23 protein-coding genes and 1 other annotated feature are annotated in these 23,370 nt (G+C 36.5%); of the genes, 22 read left to right on the forward strand and 1 reads right to left on the reverse strand.

Annotated elements, in window-relative coordinates:
- Positions 1 to 82 precede the first annotated feature (82 nt).
- From rpsU to BLT48_RS03045, 13 genes are all read left to right on the forward strand, one after another.
- Positions 83 to 256, forward strand: a complete 174-nt coding sequence (gene rpsU, locus BLT48_RS02985; RefSeq protein ID WP_007725241.1) for a 30S ribosomal protein S21 — start codon at positions 83 to 85, stop codon at positions 254 to 256.
- A 35-nt stretch (positions 257 to 291) separates the two neighbouring features.
- Positions 292 to 738 carry a GatB/YqeY domain-containing protein gene (locus BLT48_RS02990; RefSeq protein WP_035022913.1) on the forward strand — a complete coding sequence of 149 codons (447 nt, stop codon included), beginning with the start codon at positions 292 to 294 and terminating at the stop codon, positions 736 to 738.
- 451 nt (positions 739 to 1,189) lie between these two features.
- A complete protein-coding gene (locus tag BLT48_RS02995; RefSeq protein WP_089978626.1) occupies positions 1,190 to 2,206 on the forward strand; it encodes a PhoH family protein in 1,017 nt (338 codons plus the stop codon).
- Between the two features lie 4 nt (positions 2,207 to 2,210).
- Complete coding sequence (locus tag BLT48_RS03000; RefSeq protein ID WP_089975118.1) at positions 2,211 to 4,415, forward strand: HD family phosphohydrolase; 2,205 nt, start codon at positions 2,211 to 2,213, stop codon at positions 4,413 to 4,415.
- 51 nt (positions 4,416 to 4,466) lie between these two features.
- Entirely contained in the window at positions 4,467 to 4,943 is a 477-nt protein-coding gene (gene ybeY / locus BLT48_RS03005) for an rRNA maturation RNase YbeY (RefSeq protein WP_035022917.1), read from the forward strand.
- Entirely contained in the window at positions 4,927 to 5,322 is a 396-nt protein-coding gene (locus BLT48_RS03010) for a diacylglycerol kinase family protein (RefSeq protein WP_035022919.1), read from the forward strand. The genes ybeY and BLT48_RS03010 overlap by 17 nt, the downstream gene beginning before the upstream one ends.
- Before the next feature lie 15 nt (positions 5,323 to 5,337).
- The gene (locus tag BLT48_RS03015) at positions 5,338 to 5,748 is read left to right on the forward strand and encodes a cytidine deaminase (RefSeq protein ID WP_035022922.1); all 411 of its coding nucleotides are present in this window, start codon (positions 5,338 to 5,340) and stop codon (positions 5,746 to 5,748) included.
- Positions 5,748 to 6,656: a GTPase Era gene (gene era / locus BLT48_RS03020; protein ID WP_035022924.1), complete on the forward strand. Its 909-nt coding sequence runs from the start codon at positions 5,748 to 5,750 to the stop codon at positions 6,654 to 6,656. Before BLT48_RS03015 ends, era begins: the two co-directional genes overlap by 1 nt.
- Before the next feature lie 85 nt (positions 6,657 to 6,741).
- Positions 6,742 to 7,557, forward strand: coding sequence for a DNA repair protein RecO (gene recO / locus BLT48_RS03025; RefSeq protein WP_035022927.1), 816 nt, complete (start codon positions 6,742 to 6,744; stop codon positions 7,555 to 7,557).
- Positions 7,558 to 7,596: 39 nt separating this feature from the next.
- Positions 7,597 to 7,774, forward strand: a binding site (T-box leader).
- Between the two features lie 261 nt (positions 7,775 to 8,035).
- Entirely contained in the window at positions 8,036 to 8,947 is a 912-nt protein-coding gene (glyQ, locus tag BLT48_RS03030; RefSeq protein WP_035022930.1) for a glycine--tRNA ligase subunit alpha, read from the forward strand.
- Between the two features lies 1 nt (position 8,948).
- Positions 8,949 to 11,033 carry a glycine--tRNA ligase subunit beta gene (gene glyS, locus BLT48_RS03035; protein WP_089975121.1) on the forward strand — a complete coding sequence of 695 codons (2,085 nt, stop codon included), beginning with the start codon at positions 8,949 to 8,951 and terminating at the stop codon, positions 11,031 to 11,033.
- 91 nt (positions 11,034 to 11,124) lie between these two features.
- A complete protein-coding gene (locus tag BLT48_RS03040) occupies positions 11,125 to 11,490 on the forward strand; it encodes a DUF488 domain-containing protein (RefSeq protein ID WP_226776652.1) in 366 nt (121 codons plus the stop codon).
- 54 nt (positions 11,491 to 11,544) lie between these two features.
- The gene (locus BLT48_RS03045) at positions 11,545 to 13,260 is read left to right on the forward strand and encodes an ABC transporter ATP-binding protein (protein ID WP_089975124.1); all 1,716 of its coding nucleotides are present in this window, start codon (positions 11,545 to 11,547) and stop codon (positions 13,258 to 13,260) included.
- Between the two features lie 59 nt (positions 13,261 to 13,319).
- Here the strand turns inward: BLT48_RS03045 and BLT48_RS03050 are convergent, their stop codons facing one another.
- Positions 13,320 to 14,156 carry a metallophosphoesterase gene (locus tag BLT48_RS03050; RefSeq protein ID WP_089975127.1) on the reverse strand — a complete coding sequence of 279 codons (837 nt, stop codon included), beginning with the start codon at positions 14,154 to 14,156 and terminating at the stop codon, positions 13,320 to 13,322.
- Between the two features lie 151 nt (positions 14,157 to 14,307).
- Here BLT48_RS03050 and BLT48_RS03055 point away from each other — a divergent pair, with 151 nt between their 5' ends.
- The 9 genes from BLT48_RS03055 (at position 14,308) to BLT48_RS03095 (ending at position 23,219) form a co-directional block, all read left to right on the forward strand.
- Complete coding sequence (locus tag BLT48_RS03055) at positions 14,308 to 14,826, forward strand: transcription repressor NadR (RefSeq protein WP_035022946.1); 519 nt, start codon at positions 14,308 to 14,310, stop codon at positions 14,824 to 14,826.
- A gap of 96 nt (positions 14,827 to 14,922) precedes the next feature.
- The gene (locus tag BLT48_RS03060) at positions 14,923 to 15,489 is read left to right on the forward strand and encodes a hypothetical protein (protein ID WP_035022949.1); all 567 of its coding nucleotides are present in this window, start codon (positions 14,923 to 14,925) and stop codon (positions 15,487 to 15,489) included.
- Positions 15,490 to 15,865: 376 nt separating this feature from the next.
- Positions 15,866 to 17,719, forward strand: a complete 1,854-nt coding sequence (gene dnaG, locus BLT48_RS03065) for a DNA primase (protein ID WP_226776744.1) — start codon at positions 15,866 to 15,868, stop codon at positions 17,717 to 17,719.
- A 48-nt stretch (positions 17,720 to 17,767) separates the two neighbouring features.
- Entirely contained in the window at positions 17,768 to 18,889 is a 1,122-nt protein-coding gene (gene rpoD, locus BLT48_RS03070) for an RNA polymerase sigma factor RpoD (RefSeq protein WP_035022953.1), read from the forward strand.
- Positions 18,890 to 19,365: 476 nt separating this feature from the next.
- A complete protein-coding gene (locus tag BLT48_RS03075; protein ID WP_226776651.1) occupies positions 19,366 to 19,833 on the forward strand; it encodes a hypothetical protein in 468 nt (155 codons plus the stop codon).
- 32 nt (positions 19,834 to 19,865) lie between these two features.
- Entirely contained in the window at positions 19,866 to 20,570 is a 705-nt protein-coding gene (locus BLT48_RS03080; RefSeq protein WP_089975130.1) for a tRNA (adenine(22)-N(1))-methyltransferase, read from the forward strand.
- Positions 20,567 to 21,691 carry a Nif3-like dinuclear metal center hexameric protein gene (locus BLT48_RS03085; RefSeq protein WP_089975133.1) on the forward strand — a complete coding sequence of 375 codons (1,125 nt, stop codon included), beginning with the start codon at positions 20,567 to 20,569 and terminating at the stop codon, positions 21,689 to 21,691. The genes BLT48_RS03080 and BLT48_RS03085 overlap by 4 nt, the downstream gene beginning before the upstream one ends.
- Before the next feature lie 29 nt (positions 21,692 to 21,720).
- The gene (gene pepT / locus BLT48_RS03090) at positions 21,721 to 22,956 is read left to right on the forward strand and encodes a peptidase T (RefSeq protein ID WP_089975136.1); all 1,236 of its coding nucleotides are present in this window, start codon (positions 21,721 to 21,723) and stop codon (positions 22,954 to 22,956) included.
- Between the two features lie 2 nt (positions 22,957 to 22,958).
- A complete protein-coding gene (locus BLT48_RS03095; RefSeq protein ID WP_089975139.1) occupies positions 22,959 to 23,219 on the forward strand; it encodes a DUF1294 domain-containing protein in 261 nt (86 codons plus the stop codon).
- Positions 23,220 to 23,370: the final 151 nt, after the last annotated feature.

Below are 23,370 nucleotides of genomic sequence, written 5' to 3' on the forward strand. Positions count from 1 at the left end.
ACAGTGTTTAAGAATACAGTAATTTTATTAATGTGTTCTAAAATAACAGTTACTTTTTCAAGCACGGAGGGAGGGAATTTATATGTCAAAAACAGTTATTAAGAAAAATGAATCTCTTGATGATGCTCTTCGTCGCTTTAAACGTTCCGTTTCAAAAACAGGTACTTTACAAGAAGCTCGCAAACGCGAATTCTATGAAAAACCAAGTGTGAAACGTAAGAAAAAATCTGAAGCTGCTAGAAAACGTAAATTCTAGTAAAAAAAGCTTTTAGAATTGAGGGTGGGAAAGTCTTGTCACTTTTAGAAACCATTAATGACGACATTAAAACTGCGATGAAAGCCAAAGATAAAGAATCTTTAGCTGTTCTACGTATGTTAAAAGCTGCATTGCAAAATGATCAAATCAGCAAAGGTAATGAATTAAGTGAGGATGAAGAGTTAACAGTTCTTTCTCGCGAAATGAAACAACGTCGTGAATCTCTTGCGGAGTTTAAAGAAGCTGGTCGAGAAGACTTAGTGGAACAAACTGAAGCAGCTATGCACCTCGTTGGTAACTATTTACCTCAGCAACTTTCTATAAACGAACTTAAAGCGATTATTCAAGAAGCTATTACTAAAGTAGATGCTAAGTCTATGAAAGATTTTGGAAAAGTTATGGGAGTTGTTGTGCCTTTAACAAAAGGTAAAGCAGACGGTAACGAAGTCAATCGATTAGTAAAAGAACTTTTGAATGCATAAAGGATAAGCGATTATCCGTTAAAAAAGATAAAGTTAAGATAATTCTTAACTTTATCTTTTTTTTTGCTCTTAAGGTTTAAGATGTGAATTTTTAGCTCTTCGTTAAATATGGTGTTGATAGAATAAAATAAAATTTCTTCTGGAATAGACGGGTTTGCTTGTGGAGAGCCAAGGGAACGTCTGAAGCCAGTAGTCTTCAGAGCTTTCAAGCCTTAAACAAAGCGTAATCGCCAACGCGCTAACGCTTTGTAATTCGCATTGAATCCAATGCAAGCTACAAGCAAACCTTATTCCTCCAGAAATATCTTATAACTAAATTAACTGAGCTATCAATACTAAAAAAGTATACAGCTGAATCTTTATCTAAGAAGGAAAGCTTCATTTTAAACAAAAAATGTGCTATTCTTTAAATGATAGAAAGAAGAAGGAGAGTGTTGTTTGGTTGACTAACTTGACGAATGAAACACGTTTAGTAAATTTGAAAAATGAAAATGCTACAGCTATTCTATTTGGTACTCAAGATAAACATTTAACGTTATTAGAAGAATCAATGGAAGTTATCATTAACAGCCGTGGAAGCCATCTGGAAATTATTGGCTCTGAAGAAAACACAGCTATAGTTGAGGAAATTCTTAATCAATTAGAAGAGTTGATCAAACGCTCCATTCAAATTGGACCATCAGATGTGATTACTGCCATCAAGATGGCTAAAAAGAATACATTGCAGTTTTTTATCAGCATGTATGAAGAAGAAATTGGGAAAGATCATGGCGGCAAACCAATACGAGCAAAAACATTTGGTCAACGTCAATATATTCAATCCATTAAAAAAAATGATATTACTTTTGGTATCGGCCCAGCTGGGACAGGTAAAACTTATTTAGCTGTTGTCATGGCAGTTGCTGCTATGAAAAAAGGGGAAGTGAAAAAAATCGTTTTGACTCGTCCGGCTGTTGAAGCAGGCGAAAATCTTGGTTTTTTACCTGGAGACTTAAAGGAAAAAGTTGATCCGTATCTGCGCCCAATCTATGATGCATTATATAGTGTGTTTGGCTTGGAGCACACTACTCGTTTGATGGATCGCAATGTTATTGAAATTGCTCCATTAGCCTATATGAGAGGACGTACCTTGGAAGATTCTTTTGTTATATTAGATGAAGCACAAAATACGACAAAAGCTCAAATGAAAATGTTTTTGACTCGTCTTGGTTTTGGTTCTAAAATGATTGTAAATGGAGATGTTACTCAGATAGATTTGCCTAGAGGAGCTATCAGCGGATTGGTCCATGCTGAAAAAGTATTGCACAAAGTTAAAGGGATTGATTTTGTGCAATTTGATTCGAATGATGTCGTGCGTCATCCAGTAGTTGCAAGCATTATAAATGCTTATAGCGAAGAAAAAACAATGGGCGAAATCAAAAAAGATGAAACCGAAAAACTGAGTTCTGAAAAAAAGAATAGGAAGTGAATGAATGCGAAGAAACTTAATACGCCTTCAGAAAAAATTGGGCAAGCTATATATTCCTTCTATTCTTTTGCTTACTTCTGTGATTTTATTTTTTATCATGTACAGCACTGTTAAACCCACTGCTTTAGATATTGAGTTGTTTCAAGTGGCAGATGAGACCATACGTGCCAATGCAACTGTAGAAGATACAGAAAAGACAAAAGAAAATAAAGAAACTGTCGCATCAACAGTTTCTCCCGTATACACATATAACCCAGACTTGAAGGATATTCAAACATCAAAAGTAGAAATTTTATTTGCTACGATAGATGAAGTGATTCAAGAATCAGATAAAAAATATGATGCTGACCTAAAAGAAGCAAGAAAAAAAGCTACCGAAGGCGATCCTGAGATAAGTGCTGAGAAATTGTCAGAGATAAAGGTATCTGAATTATCAGAAGAAGAGATGCTGAGGTTATTTAAAGAAAAATTATCTAATTTAGACGATGCTACAAAAGAATTTATTGATATGCTTCCAGATTGGGCTGTTTCAGATTTGTTGTCTACGAATGAAGCAACCTTATCAGGTATGAGAGAATCAATTATTTCTGTGATATCACAATTCATGACTCACCCTATTAAAAGTGAAGAAGTAAGTGAAATTAAAGTAGAAGCCAATAACAGCTTGGATTATTCTGATTTAGACTCAAATAACCAACGCATCGCAAGCCTAATCATCGATAATGCCATTGTTGAAAATAATACCTATAATGCAAATGCTACCGAGCAAAAGAAAATTGAAGAAATGGCGAATGTTCCTCCTTCGCTAATTTTGCAAGGGCAGGTAATCGTTCAAGAAGGACATGTTGTTGACAGCAATGATATGCATCAGCTTGAATTATTAGGTGTTCTAGACAATTCTTTTTCAAAGCAATCTTTATATGGTTTGATCGTCTTGATCTTTACGCAAGCGTTGCTTTTATATTATTTAGGTAAATCTAGAAAAATTGACAGAATCGAACATGGACGTCAAATTACGTTTTATTCTATTATTATGATCGTTTCGTTAGTGCTGATGAAAAGCTTGCAGCTGCTTCAAAGTTCAGATATCGATTACATCGGTTTATTGTATCCAGCTGCTTTAGCTTCAACGTTATTGACGGCATTTGGGTCACGTCGTTTTGGAATATTGGCCAATGGATTTACAGCTGCATTTTCTATCTTTATTTTCAGCCCAGAATCAGGCACTAGTTTCAGCATCATATTAGTCCTGTTCTACCTATTGAGCGGTATGATGGGGACAATGATTACACGAACTAAAATTACCAACCAATTCTGGTCTAGTTTTATTTGGGTCACTGTATTCAATGCTTTGTTTATCAGTTCATTTATTTTATACTTAAATATGCACTTTTGGTCGCAACAAGTTTTTCTAATGATTTTCTATGCTCTCTTGAGTGGAGTCATTTCTTACTTACTAGCTGTACTTCTATCGCCGTATATTGAGGTTTTATTTGAAGAGAATGCCGTATTGACGTTAACTGAATTGTCTAATCCGAATAGCCCCTTGCTAAAAGAACTGCTGACAAAAGCTCCGGGGACCTATCATCATAGTTTGATGGTAGCGAACTTAAGCGCAAATGCAGTCGGGGCTATAGGAGGAGATTCCTTATTTGCTCGAGTAGCTTGTTACTATCATGATGTTGGCAAATTGCGTCATTCAATCTTTTTTGTGGAAAATTTGCCGCCTGGGATGGAAAATCCACACAATTTATTAACCCCTTTTGAAAGCAAAGAAATTATTTTTGGACATGTTAGTGAAGGAGTCAAAATGCTTAAAGCGGCTAAAATGCCTCAATCGATTATTGATATCTGTGCTCAGCATCATGGGACAACCCTTATGAAATATTTTTATGTTACGGCTAAAGAGAAAGATGAATCTGTACTTGAAAGTGACTTTAGGTATCCAGGACCAAAACCGCAAACAAAAGAAGCAGCTGTCATCAATATTGCAGATAGTGCTGAGGCAGCTGTAAGGTCTATGTCGCATCCGACTAAAGAATCGATTGAAAAGTTCGTTCATCATTTAATTAATGGAAGAATCACAGATGGTCAATTTGATGAATGTTCGATTTCTTTACGTGAATTGAAAGTAGTTGAAAAAGCGATTTGTGAAGGATTGAATGGTACGTTCCATTCGAGGATTGAATACCCTACATTGACTAAGTAATACCAGGTGAGGGGTACAATTGTGGGATAAAAAAGGAGTGAGATAGGACTTATGGAGTTAGATTTATATGATGAAACCAATAAAATTACTACTGAACAAAATGAATTAATCCAGTCGTTATTGGAATTTGCTGGAAATCATTTAGAATTGCCAAGGGATACTGAGATGTCAGTGACATTTGTTGATGATGAAAACAGTCAAAAAATCAATAAGACCTATCGTGGAAAAGATCAACCGACTGACGTCATCAGTTTTGCTATTGAAGATGAAGTAGAAGACGAATTAATGATCAACTTTGATACTTTAGAAGAGCCAATGCCAAGAAATATTGGCGATATTATTATTTCTGTTGATAAAACCGCAAGCCAAGCCGATGAATATGGACATTCTTTTGATCGAGAATTAGGATTTTTGGCCTTACATGGATTCTTGCATTTGAATGGGTACGATCACATGACCCCCGAAGATGAAAAAGAAATGTTTGGATTGCAGAAAGAGATATTGGAAGCCTATGGACTTAAAAGATAAACAGGAAGTAGTGAAAAACTCTAGATTTTTAGATTCCTTTAAATTTGCATTTAAAGGAGTTCTAACTGTATTTCAAGAAGAGCGGAATATGCGTTCTCATATTGTGATTGGTTCAATCGTCTTAGTGTTGTGCCTGTTCCTTAATTTAGCTGTCAATGAATGGTTATGGGTTATTTTTAGTATATCTCTAGTGATCATAATGGAAGTTTGGAATACAGTCATTGAAAATGTGGTTGATTTAGCTGCTGGAGAACGGTACCACCCTTTGGCAAAGAAAGCGAAAGACATGGCTGCAGCAGCTGTTCTGATGACAGCGGGATTTTCTGTTGTAGTAGCAGCTATTATTATATTACCTAAATTATGGCAAAAATTATTTTAAAGGAGATCAACATTTATGCACATTGAAGAACAAAAAGTCGAAGATTTAATTCAAAAAGCAACGGACATGTTAGACAAAGCTTATGTTCCTTATTCTAAATTTCCAGTTGGAGCAGCTCTTTTAACGAAAGAGGGAGAAGTATTTTCAGGATGTAATATTGAGAACGCCTCTTTTGGTTTAACCAATTGTGCTGAACGTACAGCGATTTTTAAAGCAGTTTCTGAAGGGAAAAAAGAGTTTGAATATTTGGTGGTTACCGGCGATACAGATGGACCTATCTCACCTTGTGGGGCTTGCAGACAAGTACTAGCAGAATTTTGTGGTCCCGATATGCCTGTCTTACTAACGAACAATAAAGGAAATAAACAGATAACAACGGTTAGCGAATTGCTACCCGGAGCTTTTAAATCGGAGGATATGGTTTAATGAAAAATACAAATGAGCACAAATCGGGTTTTGTTTCTATAGTGGGACGTCCAAATGTTGGTAAATCAACGTTGTTAAATAGAATAGTAGGACAAAAAATAGCAATCATGAGTGATAAAGCTCAAACAACAAGAAATAAAATTCAAGGGATCTACACGACTCCAGAATCGCAAATCGTATTTATTGATACTCCTGGTATTCATAAACCCAAACATCGTCTAGGGGATTTCATGGTAGATTCAGCTTTTAGTGCTTTTAGAGAAGTTGATGTGATTTTATTTATGGTGAATATTGCAGAAAAACGCGGTCCTGGAGATAACTTTATCATGGAAAAACTAAAAACAGTAAAAAGTCCCGTGTTTTTAGTTTTGAATAAAATTGATAAAATACATCCAGATCAATTACTGCCGATTATCGAAGATTACCGTTCATTAGTAGATTTTGCACAAGTTATTCCGATTTCAGCCTCTGAAGGAAACAATGTAGATACACTGTTAGAGGAAATTACAAAATATCTACCAACTGGACCTCAATTCTACCCGGAAGATCAAGTGACCGATCATCCCGAATACTTTATCGTTTCTGAATTGATTCGTGAGAAAGTTTTAGAGTTGACTAGAGAAGAAGTTCCTCATTCTGTGGCGGTAGTAGTAGAAAGTATGCAACGCAACGAACTGGGGAAAGTTCAAGTTCATGCAGCGATCATTGTAGAACGTTCAAGTCAAAAAGGGATTATTATTGGCAAAGGCGGAAAAATGCTGAAAGATATTGGCATCCGTGCGAGAAGAGATATCGAAGTATTGTTGGGAGACAAAATTTACCTTGATCTTTGGGTAAAAGTTCAAAAAGATTGGCGCGATCGTCAAACGAATTTACAAGACTATGGTTACCGCAAAGATGATTATTAAGTAGCATGAACCAACTAAAAAAACAAACCATATTTTTATGGTTTGTTTTTTTAAGCGGAGATTGTAACTCGTAGGAGGATTCTAAATGGCTCAAGTAGAAGAAGTAGAAGGCATTGTGTTATCTGTGCGAAATCATCGCGAAAATGATCAATTAGTTAAATTATTTACGAATCGCTTTGGCAAGAGAATGTTTTTTGTTAAAGGAACCAGGAAACAAAAGAACAAACTTAGAACCGCGGTATTGCCATTTACGAAAGCGACGTATATTGCGGATATTCGTGATACTGGACTTTGTTTTATAAGAGATGCAAAAGAAGTTGATCAGTATAAAAGTATGCAAACCGATATTTTTTTAAATGCTTATGCAACGTATATTTTAAATTTAGCTGATGCAGCTTTAGACGATGGAATTGTGGATAGTACGTTATTTCATAAAATAGACCGGTGTTTAACCGAAATTGATGAAGAAACGGATCCTGAAATCGTGGTAAATATATTTGAAATCCAAATTCTCCCATACTTTGGTGTTTCGCCTGAATTAAGAGGCTGCCGTGTATGCGGAAATACAGAGGGACCTTTTGATTACTCAGGCAGTTATGGTGGATTGTTATGCCAAAATCATTGGCATTTAGATCGCCATCGTTACCATGCAAGCAGAAGAGCAATTCATTTTGTTCGTTTGTTTTCAGTAGTCTCATTGGATCAACTAGGTACTATTACAGTTAAAGAAGAAACAAAACGAGAAATCAGAACGTTGATTGATCTTATCTATGAAGAGTCCGTTGGAATCAAGTTGAAAAGTAAAAAATTTATCGACCAAATGTATACCTGGGGTAACCTCCTAATAGATAAAAGAGTTCCTCCGAATGAAGCACCAGATAAGAATGAAAGTAATGATTGACAAAAGTTCTTATGACAAGCTATGATAGTAACAACTGAATAACCAGCGATGAAAGAAAAGAGTAAAAATTTTACCTCTATAAAAGCGAATTTGGGTTAGTGAAAGCCAAGTATAGAAAAAATTTTGAAAGGCCTTCTGGAGCTGTTTACTAAAAGAGATGCTAGTTTTATACAAACTAGAATTAGGGTGGAACCGCGATTGTACTATCGTCCCTATGCTGATCAATATCAGCATAGGGACTTTTTTTGTCTTATTTTTTAGGGCTCTATATTTTTTAGTGTTGATAGCTTAGTTAAATTAGTTGCAGGATATTTCTGGAGGAATAGGGTTTGGCTTGTAGCTTGCATTGGATTCCATAGCTCTCCACAAGCAAACCCGTCTATTCCAGAAGAAATGTTATTTTCTTCTATCAACACCATTTGACGAAGAGTATTTTTTAGTTACCCATTAGGATTTGAAATGAAAAGGAGAATGCGTAATGAAAGAAAACAGTTTAACGTTTCAAGAAATTATATTGACTTTACAAAACTATTGGTCTGATCAAGGGTGCCTGTTGCTCCAGTCCTATGATACAGAAAAAGGAGCAGGAACAATGAGTCCTTATACGTTTTTACGTGCTATTGGGCCTGAACCATGGAATGCAGCTTATGTAGAACCTTCAAGACGTCCAGCAGATGGTCGTTATGGTGAAAATCCAAACCGTTTATTCCAACACCACCAATTTCAAGTCGTTATGAAACCTTCACCAGATAACATCCAAGAACTTTATTTAGAAAGTCTTCGCTTACTAGGCATTGATCCTTTAGAACACGATATTCGTTTCGTGGAAGACAACTGGGAAAATCCTTCTATGGGCTGTGCAGGTCTAGGTTGGGAAGTTTGGTTAGATGGAATGGAAATCACTCAATTTACGTATTTCCAACAAGTTGGTGGGTTAGAATGCAATCCTGTAACCAGTGAGATCACATTTGGTTTAGAACGTTTAGCTTCTTACATTCAAGATGTCGACAGTGTGTATGATATTGAATGGACAAAAGGCGTAAAATATGGTGAAATTTTTATTCAGCCTGAATACGAACATTCAAAATACGCTTTTGAAAACAGCAATCAAGAGATGCTTTTAATGTTATTTAATGAATATGAAAAAGAAGCGACTACTCAAATTGAAGCCGGGTTGGTTCATCCAGCTTATGATTATGTTTTAAAATGTAGCCACACCTTTAATTTGTTAGACGCAAGAGGGGCCGTTTCGGTTACTGAACGTGCCGGATATCTGGCTCGTATTCGTAAAATGGCTCGTTCGATTGCAAAAGCTTTTGTTACCGAACGCGAAAAATTAGGATTCCCTTTGCTTCAAGGTCAATCTATCGAAAACAAGGAGGCAAAATAATATGACTAAAAATCTGTTATTAGAAATCGGTTTAGAAGAAGTACCCGCTCATATCGTTACCCCAAGCAGCAAACAATTAACACAAAAAGTAGCTGCCTTTTTAAAAGAAAATAGGTTAGCACATGGAGAAGTGATTCCTTTTTCAACGCCACGTCGTCTAGCGGTCATTGTGAAGGATATTGCTGAAAAACAAGAAGATATCGAAGAATCTGTAAAAGGCCCTGCAAAAAAAATAGCTCAAGATGCTGAGGGAAATTGGAGTAAAGCAGCTATAGGATTTGCGCGTGGTCAAGGAGCAACGACTGAGGATATTTATTTTAAATCAATTAAAGACGTTGAGTATGTTTATGTAGATAAATTTATTTCAGGTAAAACCGCTAAAGAAATTCTAGTTGGTTTAGATGAAGTGATCACGTCTATGACTTTCCCAGTAAGCATGCATTGGGGCAACCACTCTTTCAAATACATCCGCCCATTTCATTGGCTGACAGCACTATTAGATGATGAAGTGATTCCTTTTAAAATACTGGATATTCAAACATCAAATACCTCTCGCGGACACCGCTTTTTAGGACATGATGTTACGTTTACTCATGCATTAGACTATGAAAAAACGTTAGAAAATGTTTATGTGATTGCGGACAGTGCTAAACGTAAACAAATGATCGTGAATCAAATTGAAGAGTTGATGGAAGCAAATCAATGGTCTGTTACATTTGATGAAACATTACTAGAAGAAGTAAACAACTTGATTGAATACCCAACTGCTTTTTATGGTTCATTTGATAAAAAATACCTCGATTTACCAGAAGAAGTATTGATCACATCCATGAAAGACCATCAGCGTTATTTTGGAGTGAAAGATAGCGAGGGGAGTATTTTACCTTACTTTATCTCTGTTCGTAATGGAAATGCTGAACACATTGAGACAGTTGCAAAAGGAAATGAAAAAGTATTGACTGCCCGTTTAGATGATGGCCAATTCTTCTTTGAAGAAGACCAAAAATTAACGATTGCTTCTTGTGTCGATCGTTTAAAACAAGTGACATTTCATGAGAAAATCGGTTCAATCTATGAAAAAATGAACCGAGTACAAGCTATTGCTCAATTGATTGGGAAACAAGTTGGCTTAACGACGACTGAGTTAACAGATTTAAAACGTGCCTCTGAAATCTATAAATTTGATTTGGTAACCAATATGGTAGGAGAATTTCCTGAATTGCAAGGAATCATGGGTGAAAAGTATGCCTTGATGCAAGGTGAGAACCCAGCTGTAGCTGCAGCTATCAGAGAACACTATATGCCGATCTCAAGTGAGGGAGAACTTCCACAATCGTCTGTTGGAGCAGTATTAGCTATCGCCGATAAATTGGAAAGTGTCTTGAGTTTCTTCGCAGTCGGAAGGATTCCAACTGGATCTAATGATCCATATGCCTTGAGACGTCAGACATACGGTATTGTACGCATTATTGAATCAAAAAATTGGGTTTTCCCTATGGACTCACTTAAGGAAAGTATTTTAGCTGCTCCTGTGATTACACAGAGCGCTTTGGTAGAAGGTTACCAATCAAGCACTCCACAAGTCATTGATTTTATTAAAGCACGTGTACGTCAATTATTAATGGCAGAGAGCATTCGTCATGATGTTATTGATGCAGCTTTAAATTCTCGTCAAGATAATGTACTGAAATTGATCGAAGCTAGTCGAATCATTAATGGTCATTTATCAGATGCTGTTTTTAAACCAACCATCGAAGCGCTGACTCGTGTTTTAAATTTAGCTGCTAAAGGAGAAGAACTCCTTGCTCAAACACAAGCTTCAGTAAATCCTGCTTTATTTGAAACACCATCTGAACAAAACTTGTATGAATCATTTGCTACAATTGCAACAGAGTCTAGCCAAGAAAACAGCAGTCAGAGCTATGAAGCTTTTGAACAGCTACAACCATTGATTGAAGCCTTTTTCAATGAAAATATGGTTATGGCAGACAATGAAGCTGTTCGAAATAATCGTTTAGCGTTGTTGATGCAGATTTCTGATTTTGTGTTGTCTTTTGCAAGTGTAGATAAATTAGTTGTTAAATAGCCTTTAGCAAATAGGTTTACTTTATGCTCCATTAAGGATAAAATTTTCCTTAGTGGGGTTTTTATTTAATTGGATAAAGGAGTGGACAACTATGCTTAAACATCCCTTAACCATGAAACGAGTTTATGAAAAAGTAGAAAAAGAAGATGGCTACCGTATTTTAGTGGATCGACTGTGGCCAAGAGGAGTAGCAAAAGAAAAAGCCGATATAAAAGAATGGGCAAAAGAAATTGCTCCAACTCCAACGATTCGCCAAGCATTTAACCATCAACCACAAAAATTTAATGCGTTTAAACAAGCTTATTGGGCTGAATTAGAAGCCAATCCACACGCGGAAAAATTTAAACAACATATTTTTGAGCAATTGCAATACACTCCGGTGACGTTTATCTATGCTGCCAAAGATGAACAATACAATCATGTGGTCATCTTGATGGAGTACGTTCAAACTAAATAAGGTACATAAAAAATTTTTGTTCATTAAATTGGCTAAATCAGATTGGAGGATCCTATGTTAAAACGTTTTTTTAGTTATTATAAGCCGTATAAAAAATTATTTATTTTAGATTTTGGCTGTGCGATACTCGCAGCTGTTTTAGAATTGTCGTTTCCGTTGGTAGTAAATCAAGTTATTGATGACCTATTGCCTTCAGCAAATTGGTCATTGATTGTAACAGTTTCACTATCGTTATTGTTTTTGTATGTAGTCAACACTTATTTGCAGTATGTAGTCGTTTATTTTGGACACAAACTGGGGGTGAATATCGAAACAGATATGCGTCGTGAATTGTATGGCCACTTGCAAGAGCAGCCGTTCAGTTATTATGACAATCAAAAGACAGGGAAGTTAATGACGCGCTTGACAACGGACTTATTCGAAATATCGGAAGTTGCTCACCATGGTCCCGAAGATGTGTTTATCACCATCATTACTTTAGGTGGGGCATTTTTATTGATGTTGACTGTACACGTTCAATTAGCTTTGGCAACATTCGTGATGATTCCTTTTATTACTATTGCATTAGTATTTTTCAATAAACGCATGACCAAAATAAATACAAAAATCTTTAATGATTTAGGCGAATTTAGTGCAGGTATAGAGTCGTCTGTTAGTGGAATACGTGTGGTTCAAGCCTTTGCAAATGAAGAACACGAAGCCGGAAGATTTGAGTTACTGAATCAAGCTTACCGATCATCCAAAATTTTATTCTATAAGATGATGGCCATCAGCTCTTCCTATAATTATTTACTGATTCGTTTAATTAACTTATTTGCCTTATTTTTTGGAGCATATTATACAATCCAAGGTGAAATTAGTTATGGTGATTTTGTAGGATTTATCTTATTATCTAATGTATTTGTTCGTCCGATTGAAAAAGTGAACACGATGATTGAGAGTTACCCTAAAGGAATTGCAGGATTTAAGAGATTAACAGAAGAACTAGATAAAAAACCTACTATTCAAGATAAAGAACAGGCGATTGTAGTCGACCGTTTAAAAGGGGATATTGAATACAAACAAGTTTCTTTTTGGTACGACTCATCCAAAAAAGTGTTGGACAAAATTAATTTATCGATTCGTGCAGGTGAAACGGTAGCATTTGTTGGACCTAGTGGCGCAGGGAAGACGACTATCTGTAATTTGCTGCCTCGTTTTTATGAGGTCAGTGAAGGAGAAGTAACCATCGATGGAATCAACATTCAAGATATGACAATGCAGTCATTGCGGGATCAAGTTGGTGTTGTCCAACAAGATGTGTACCTTTTTCCAGGGAGCATCAGAGAAAACGTGGCCTATGGGAAACTAGATGCTAGTGAAGAAGAGATCCGTAAAGCAGTTCAATTAGCGCATTTGGAAAAAGTTGTTGATGAGATGCCAGAAGGATTGGATACGATTATTGGTGAGCGAGGCGTAAAATTATCAGGCGGACAAAAACAACGCTTATCGATTGCTCGTATGTTTTTAAAGAATCCTCCGATCTTGATTTTAGATGAAGCAACCTCTGCTTTGGACACTGAAACAGAACAAGTGATTCAAGAATCTTTAAACTCATTAGCCGAAGGTCGCACGACATTGATCATTGCGCATCGTTTAGCGACAATCAAGCATGCTACACGTATCATCGTGGTAAATGAAGAAGGGATTACGGAAGAAGGCAGTCACGAAGAATTATTAGCAAAAAATGGGCCATATAAAAGACTGTATGAGGCCCAATTTAGTCAATAACATAGATATAACTAAACCACTTATGAGGAAAGAAAAAGATTTCTCATAAGTGGTTTAGTTTATTTAGTGCGTTCAAGAGTGATTACTAACAAATGGGGTTTATTATTGATTCGAAATGGAAATAGGCTATTTCCGATTCCTCGACTTACGACTAATTTTTTTGAGGGGTCTACTTCACTAGTATAGATTCCTGTGGTGTATTTAGGAAAGAAGCCCTGACCAGGAGCGTACAACGGACCTATAAGAGGGAGTCTTATTTGGCCGCCATGAGCATGACCGCTAAATGTGATATCTGGTTCAATAAGAGGGTTAGAAGTTAGATAATCTTCAAAATATTCAGGATGATGAGCGAGTAACAATACAGGCATGTCTGTTATAAAATTTATCATAGGTACATCAATAGGATAATCTTCATCTTTAACACCTACTAAAGCTAACTGAGCGCCGTTGAAATCTATAGTGATCTGTTCATTGTTTAATAACGTAACTCCGCTTTGATTGATTTCTTGATCCCATTCATTTAATTGACCGCTGCTTGTTTCATGGTTTCCCGATACAGCGTAAGTTGGCGCAAGAGCGCTCAAGGAGTGGCCGAATTCTTCTAAAGGTATATTGCTTAAGTCGGCTGTGCGATCAATTAAATCTCCTGTTAAAAAAATCAGATCTGGTTGAGCTTGTTCTATTTCAGAAAGCAATGTTTCAATTGAGATGCGATTTCTTTCAAAATGGGTATCTGATACGTGGACGATTTTTAATTGATCTAGTTCTGAGGGTAGATCATCGAGTGTAATCGTTTGGTACTCAACATCTAACGAGCGATTTTGATAGTAACCATATAAACAAAAAGGGAGTATTAAACTGATCAAGATAAGTAAACTGAGTTTAAATAGTTTCATTGGAACCTCCTAACTGACATCGTTTTTTAAAGTATAGCATATTTAGAAATACTTCCTACACATAAGAAGTTTTGTTTAAAAGCTTCAAACGTGGTCAATTAAGGTATAATAAGATTAAAACGAGCGCAATAATGGAAAAGGACTGATTTTTATGGAGGCAACGAAAAGAAGGGACAGCATTATTTCAATTTTATCACAAGAAAATAGACCCATAAGTGCAAGAAATCTAGCTGCGCGATTAAATGTGAGTCGCCAAATAATTGTGGGCGACGTGGCTTTGTTAAGAGCGAGTGGAGTCGATGTCATTGCTACTCCAAAAGGATACGTATTGGAATCTGCTTCTATGACGAACAAATATCTTGGTCAACTAGCTAGTTCTCATAATGCAGCAGAAACAAAAACTGAATTGTATGCGGTAGTCGATAATGGGGGAGAAGTGGTTGATGTTATTGTTGAACACCCGATATACGGAGAATTAAAAGGACGTTTAATGATCTCTTCACGATATGATGCAGATCAATTTATGGAAGCAATCGAAAATAAACAAGCCAACTTACTATCTGAATTAACCGGTGGCGTTCATTTGCATACAATAGCGTGTCCAGACAAAAAAACATTTGATCGAATAAAAAAAGAACTGAATATCTTGGGGCTTTTATATAAAAATTAAAAGGTGTCTTGACATCTTTTCGAAAACACTTATAATTAAATTTGCTAGCGTGTCTTGACACGTGTAATTGCACATTTGAAGATAGGAGTTGTTGAAATGAAAACAAATAGAGTTCATAAATTAACGATTGCAGCTTTGTTGGTAGCTGTAGGTATTTTAATTCCAATGGTTTCACCAGTTAAATTAATGTTGGAACCAGCATCTTTTACACTAGCTAGTCATGTGGCGATTTTTATTGCGATGTTTATCTCGCCTATGATTGCAGTAACTGTGGCTTTGGGAACGGCTCTTGGATTTTTGCTTGGTGGTTTTCCAATTGTTATCGCCTTGAGAGCTTTGACTCATGTTGTTTTTGCGGGAGTCGGATCTTATATTCTGTTTAAAAAACCTGCTATCTTACAATCGACCGCTAAAACGCAACTCTTTTCATTTTTAATCGGCTTGTTACATGCCGTTTCTGAAGTTGCTGTAGTTTCTGTTTTTTATTTTGGTGGTGAGATGACTACTGCGTATTATACGCAAGGTTTCTTACAATCGGTTTTCTTATTGGTGGGAGCAGGTACGATTGTTCACAGCATGATTGATTTCACACTTGCACATATTGTATGGAAATCTTTAATGAGTCGCTCGACATTCTCGGCAACAGTAGCAAAATTAAAATAAAAAATCACTGAAGTGAACAATTAATTTGGAACAATGCGCTATGCACTGTTCCAAATTAATTGTTTTTATTTTACGTTTGTCTAGGATAAAAAAAGATGATGGTAAAGAAGGTTAGGATAAAATAAATAACTTTTATTATTATTTGCAATAAAACCTGCTTATAGGCAATACTGAACTATTTAGTTAACCAATTTAAAGATTTGTTTTCTTATAGAGAGTATGCTATTATAAATCATGTATAGTTCTGTCTGAGAATAGATTTCGAGAGTAAAGTCGCACTAGTATTTGAGTGCGACTTTTAGAGACTAAATGTAATTTCTGAATAGAACCTAACGTTCTTTATTTTTTTGATTAAGAGGTGAACAGCTTGGCGATAATGATTCCAGAAGAAACGGTCAATAAAGTACGACAAGAAACCAATATAGTGGATGTTGTCAGTCAGTATGTTCAATTAAAAAAGAAAGGAAAAAATCTTTTTGGTTTTTGTCCTTTTCATGAAGAGCGAACTCCGTCATTTTCTGTAACAGAAGAGAAACAAATTTTTCACTGTTTTAGTTGTGGACGTGGTGGGAATGTTTTTACTTTTTTAATGGAAGTCGATGGGTTAACTTTCCCAGAAGCCGTCATTAAAACAGCTGAATTGAGTCAATTTGAATTAGATGAATCCTTGGTACAAGACCTCGATCATAAAAACCAGCCAAATGACTCAGCTAAAGAAAAACTGATCCGTGTCCATGAAGAAAGTGCAGAATTATTTCATCATATTCTATTGAATACCACAATAGGAGAAGAAGCTTTAGAGTATTTAACGCAAAGAGGATTGACCCGTGAAGTAATTGATACGTTTAATATCGGGTTTGCTCCACGAGAACGAACCATGCTTCATCAATATTTAGTTGGAAAAAATTATGAGCAAGAATTATTAAAAAAAACGGGCTTGTTTGTTGAAAAGGATAGTGGGGAACTGCTTGATCGATTTTATAATCGAATTATCTTTCCCATTCGCAATCAACAAGGAAAAACCGTGGCTTTTTCAGGTCGGATCTTTCAGCAAGATGCTGATGATAGTGCACCAAAATATTTAAATAGTCCGGAGACCCAATTATTCAATAAACGAACCGTTCTGTTTAATTTTGATCTTGCACGTCCTTCGATTAGAAGAGAAAAAGAAGTTATTTTGTTTGAAGGATTTATGGATGTTATTGGAGCTTGGAAAGCCGGTATAACCAATGGAATTGCTTCAATGGGAACCAGTCTTACCAACGAACAAATACATTTGATTGACCGAACTACAGATCATGTCATAATTGCTTATGATGGAGATTCTGCTGGAATTGAAGCGACCAAACGAGCTAGTGATCTTTTAGCAGCAGAGACCAATTTTGATATTGATATTATTCGATTCGCTGAAGGTATGGACCCGGATGAATACATTAAAAAAAATGGTGCAGATGCTTTTAAAGAACTGATCGCTCATGGAAGAGAAACGCTTTTTGGGTTCAAGATGTCTTATTACCGTAAGTCGCTCAATTTATCAAATGAGAGTGAAAGACTTGGATACATTGAAAAGATATTATCCGAACTGCTTTCCGTCACTTCAGCTGTTGAACGTGAACTTTATTTTAAGCAATTAGCAACGGAATTTGACCTCTCAATCGATTCTTTAAAAGAACAGTTTCAACAGAAATTTCATGAGTCTCGTAATAAGCGAACAAAAGAAAAACAACAGCAAAGTCAGCAGAATCATCCTGCTGAAGCAAATTATTCACAAGTGCAGACCCAGAAAAGGAAACCGACTAATATTGAACACGCAGAGCGGTTGTTATTAAATCGGTTATTTCATTTTGAAGAAGCTTGGATTATTTTGAAGAATGCTGCAGATGATTTTCATTTTGTACACGATGAGTATCAAATGGTCTTTATTTTGTACGAAAGCTTCCGTGAACACACGGCTAATGAAGGTACAATTGATGCATTTATTGATTTTGTAAAAGAACCAGAACTGAAAAACTTAATTGTTGAAATTGAATTGTTATCGATAAGCAATGAGGTTTCAACAAGAGAAATAGAAGATTACTTAGATGTAATCTCTAGAAAATCTGGTCTTCAACTGCAATTGAAAGAAAAACAAGATGCTTTGAAAGAAGCATCCAGACGAGGCGATAAAGAGCAGCTTCGTGTGTTGATGATTGAAGTAGTTAATTTATCTCGTTTATTGAAAAATAAATAAAAATGATTCATAATGTGTACGAGTAAGATTGAAAGAGGAGGCTTTTTAATGGCTGAAAAAAAACTGACAACAAAAAAGGCGTATGATAGTGAAGTAAAGAGTTTGATCAAAGAGTATAAAGCAGCAGGAACTATTCATTACGATGTGTTAACAAATAAAATAGCAACTCCTTTTTCTTTAAATGCTGAAAAAATGGATCAATTGATCCAAACGGTTGAAGATGCAGGTGTTGGAGTAGTTGGAGACGATGGTGGTCCAACAGCTCGACAACTGAAACTCAAAGAAATGAAAGCTGAAAGAGAAGCAGAAAAACCAGAAGACTTAACGGCTCCTCCTGGAGTTAAAATCAACGATCCCGTTAGAATGTACTTGAAAGAAATTGGACGGGTGAATTTATTAACGGCAGCTGAAGAAGTCGAACTAGCGATAAAAATAGAAGAAGGCGACCAAGAAGCACGTCAACGTCTTGCAGAAGCTAACTTACGTTTAGTTGTTAGTATTGCCAAACGTTATGTTGGGCGTGGAATGCAGTTCTTAGATTTGATCCAAGAAGGAAACATGGGATTAATGAAAGCTGTTGAAAAATTCGACTATAAAAAAGGATTTAAATTCTCAACGTATGCGACTTGGTGGATTCGTCAAGCAATTACGCGTGCGATTGCCGACCAAGCACGTACAATTCGTATTCCGGTGCACATGGTTGAAACAATCAATAAATTGATTCGTATCCAACGTCAATTGCTGCAAGATTTAGGCCGCGAACCAACTCCTGAAGAAATTGGAGCAGAAATGGATCTTCCAACTGAAAAAGTTCGTGAGATTCTAAAAATTGCACAAGAGCCAGTTTCTTTAGAAACACCTATTGGAGAAGAAGATGATTCTCATTTAGGCGACTTTATTGAAGACCATGATGCGACAAGTCCAGCTGAAAACGCTGCTTATGAATTGTTAAAAGAACAATTAGAGGATGTACTAGATACACTTACAGATCGTGAAGAAAATGTACTCCGTTTGCGTTTCGGTTTAGATGATGGACGTAACCGTACTCTTGAAGATGTGGGTAAAGTATTTGGCGTAACACGCGAGCGTATTCGTCAAATCGAAGCTAAAGCACTTCGTAAATTACGTCACCCTAGCCGTTCAAAACAATTAAAAGACTTCTTAGAATAAAAGACTCTTCATCAAAATGGTGTGGATAGAAGAAAATAACATTTCTTCTGGAATAGACGGTTTTGCTTGTGGAGAGCCATGGGAACGTCTGAAGCTGCTCTATTCTAGAACTTGTTTTTAAAAGCAGCCCCGACGTCCACTTCACGAATAATGCTCGATGGTCGGTGACCATACTGCGCTTATTCGCTCCAGTGATTCGAGTCTAAACGCTTTTAGTCACACTCCCAATGAAGCGCTAACGCTTTATAATTCGCATTGAATCCAATGCATGGCTACAAGCAAACCCTATTCCTCTAGAAATTTAGTGTCATTCATGTATCTAAGCTATCAACACTAAAAGTATAGAGTAGAATAAAAATAGATGAAGGTCGTCCAAAATCAACATTATTTGGACGGCCTTCTTTCGTATTGTGAGATAAAATTCAACGAATGAAAGAAAAAACTGGTATAATAATAGACGATGTAGGAATGAAGGGATGAATGACATGTTATCATTTGAAGAAAAAAAGGCTATTTTTGATAGCTACGAAGAATTAACGGCAACAAAAGTATCAATGAATCGTTTGAATTACCATTTTAAAGATAGTGCAGTACCTAAAACAATGGCTGTGCGTTTCCTTCACCCGAATGGAAATGCTTTGATTTATGCAGGCTATTTGCCTAAAGAAGAAACAGATAAGGGCTACATTTCTGTAAGAGATGAAGATGAAGCAACGATTCGTTCTTTAGTGGATCAAGCGATTGCTCATTTAAAGAAAACAGCTGACGGATATGAAGAAGGCTATTCTGAATTATGGTTTGACAATAATGGCGACGTTTTGCGTTTAGTCTATGATAATCCGACATGGGTCGTTACCTTACCGAACGATCAAGTTGAAGGAGTTTTTCATTCAAAAGATGCTGCAGAAGGTTATTTAATGGATGAAGAGTTCTTCCAAGGCTAAACAAGAATCATGAAAAGAAAGAAGTGATGAGTATGGACGAAAGTCAATTATCGCTGCGTTTAAGCAGAGCGGCGTCTTATGTCGAACCGGGGGATCGTTTAGCCGATATCGGTTCTGACCACGCTTATTTACCTTGTGCTTTAGCGAGTAACAATCACATTACGTTTGCTATTGCAGGAGAAGTTGTCGAAGGCCCTTTCCAAGCAGCAAAAAACCAAGTGCGACGTCTTGGTTTAACAGACCAAATCAATGTACGTTTGGGGGATGGATTAGAAGTTGTATCTCCTGAAGATGATGTAACTGCGATTACTATATGCGGCATGGGAGGCTCCTTAATTGCTTCTATCTTGGACAATGGATTTAAAAAAGGCCATTTGACAGGCAAGGAACGCTTGATCTTGCAGCCGAACGTAGGAGAAAGAACCTTGCGTGAATGGTTGGTCGATCATGAGTACACGATTACAGCTGAAGAAATAATTGAAGAAAACAATAAAATTTATGAAATGATGGTGGCCGTGAAAGATCCTTTACTAAAACAAACTGTAACGGAATCTTACCTAATGTTTGGTTTTCATTTAAAAGAGGAACATTCTGCTATCTTTAAAAAGAAATGGCAAAAAGAACTTGAAAAAAACCGTTATATTTTAGATAGTTTAACGCATTCAAGTGCAGATCAAACAACTAAAATCCAAAAAATCCAAGCAGAAATTCAAAAAATAGAAGAGGTGCTAAAATGACTGAGACTTATGGAAGTGAATTTATCCAAAAATTTGAATCATTTGCTCCAAAATATTTAGCTGAAGCTGGAGACCCGGTTGGTTTAGCGGTTGGAACGTTAAAGAAGCCCATAAAAAAAATGATGGTGACGTTAGATGTTCGTCCAGAAGTGGTGCAAGAAGCCATTGAACAACACGTTGACTTTATCTTTGCACACCATCCTCCTATTTTTCGCCCGCTTAAAAATTTAGCCACAGATGATGCACAAACGAAAATGTATGCGGATCTTTTGAAAAATGATATAACTGTTTATGCTGCGCATACAAATTTAGATGTGGCTACAAATGGGATGAACACATGGTTAGCAGATGAGTTGAACTTAACAGAAACAGAGATTTTACATGTCACGAAAAGACTGGCCTATAAAAAGATTGCAGTCTTTGTTCCAAAAGAAAATGAAGAAGAAGTTCGAAAAGCGCTAACCGCTGCAGGAGCGGGCCAAATCGGTCCAAATTACAAAGATTGTACGTATACGTTTGAAGGCGTTGGGCGCTTCACGCCAATTAATCAGGCTAATCCGACCATTGGAGAAATTGATGAACCTGAACATGTAGCGGAAGTACGAATTGAAGTTGTTTTCCCAGAACACCTAACGCAAACAATTGAAAAAGCCTTATTTGAAGCTCATCCTTATGAAGAGCCGCCGTATGATTTGTATACAATTGAGAATTTTGTTGATGAATATGGTCTTGGAAGAATAGGGAATTTAGCTGAACCTATTTCTGTTCAGGAGTTTGCTCAAAAGGTTAAAGAAACTTTTGGAGTATCGGGCTTACGCTACGTAACGCCGGATAAAGATAAACTGATTCAACGTGTTGCCGTTTGTGGTGGGGATGCAGGGAGCTATTACCCTGATGCCTTAAACAAAAAAGCAGATGTGTTTATCACTGGAGATGTTTATTACCATACAGCTCATGATATGTTAGCTGACGGATTAAGCGTTATTGATCCTGGTCATCATATTGAAAGTATTTGTAAACCGAAGTTGGTTGAATTATTTACGGAGTGGAAATCTGATCTTGAATGGGATTTTGATATCATCCAATCAGAATTAAATACAGATCCATATAAATTTATCTAAAAAACGATGTTGAAAGGAAGTTATCTCTTATGTATGAAAATCTAGTCCCTCGTTTTATTCGTTATGTGAAAACAGAAACACGTTCTGATGAAAATAGTACCACTATTCCATCAACGCAAAGCCAAGTGGCGTTTGCTAAGACATTAATGAAAGAATTAGAAAATATTGGTTTAAGTGATATTTCTTATAATGAAAGCAATGGTTATGTGACAGCAACATTGCCAAGTAACACAGCTAAAAAAGTGCCAACTGTTGGGTTTATTGCTCATATGGATACAGCTGATTTTAATGCGAAAAATGTAAACCCGCAATTCCATGAGCAATACAATGGGGAAGTGCTCGTTCTAAACGAAGAACAACACGTAGTTTTAGATCCTAAAGAGTTTCCTAACCTGAAAAATTACATTGGCCAAACGTTGATTACAACGGATGGTACAACGTTATTAGGAGCTGACGATAAAGCAGGAATTGCCGAAATTATGACAGCTATGGAAATTTTGATCAATGATGATTCAATTGAACATGGCGATATTCGTGTTGGTTTCGGTCCAGATGAAGAAATCGGAATCGGAGCAGATCGTTTTGACGTTCCAGGATTCAAAGCCACATTTGCTTATACAATGGATGGTGGTCCTATTGGAGAATTAGAATTTGAAAGTTTTAATGCTGCTTCAGCGATCGTTAAGATTCAAGGAAAAAATGTTCACCCAGGTACTGCAAAAAATACAATGGTAAATGCAGTGAAAATTGGCATGGCTTTTGATGCATTATTGCCTCAAGATGAAGTTCCAGAAAAAACTGAAGGCCGTGAAGGATTCTACCATCTAGTTGGAATAACCGGTGAAGTAGATGAAGCAACGTTGACTTATATTATTCGAGACCATGACCGTGAAAAATTCGAAGCGCGTAAAGCCTTTATGCTAGAACAAGCTGCAAAATTAAATAAAGAATATGGCAGCGAACGAATCACAATTGATTTAAATGATTCTTACTACAATATGGGTGAGATCATTGAAAAAGATATGACTGTAGTGGATCTAGCTGAAGAAGCGATGAAAAATCTATCTATCGAACCAATCATTGAACCCATTCGTGGCGGTACAGATGGTTCTAAGATTTCCTTTATGGGACTGCCAACGCCCAATATTTTTGCTGGCGGAGAAAACTTCCATGGCCGGTATGAATTTGTAGCTGTTGAAAGCATGGAGAAAGCTACCGCAGTAATCGTAGAAATCGCACGCTTGAATGCTTTAAAAGGAGCTTAAGAATGATTTTTGTAATGAGTTATCTGCTTATATGCAATAGCCTTTTGTTTGTTCTAATGTATGTTGATAAACAAAAAGCCGTAAAAAGACAATGGAGAATTCCTGAAAAAACACTGTTATTTCTAGGTCTCATTGGTGGCGGCTTTGGTGGTTTGATAAGCATGAAAGCATTTCGACATAAAACGATGAAACGATCATTTAAGATGATTTATACTTTAGGAACGGTCTTTGCTATTTTCTTATTAGTATATGTTAATCGATAATAAATAGTGGGTTGGGACAGTTGTCTCAGCCTTTTTTCGTCTAGAAAAGTAGACTAGAGATGGTTAGTAATGATAAATTCGGCGACAAACAGTTTGTTCATGGAAGAGTGGAGCATAAAATTGGTGTCGCTCTTCCATGAAAAGTAAAAAT

This window comes from Carnobacterium viridans (genome assembly GCF_900102725.1).
Taxonomy (GTDB): Bacteria; Bacillota; Bacilli; order Lactobacillales; family Carnobacteriaceae; genus Carnobacterium_B; species Carnobacterium_B viridans.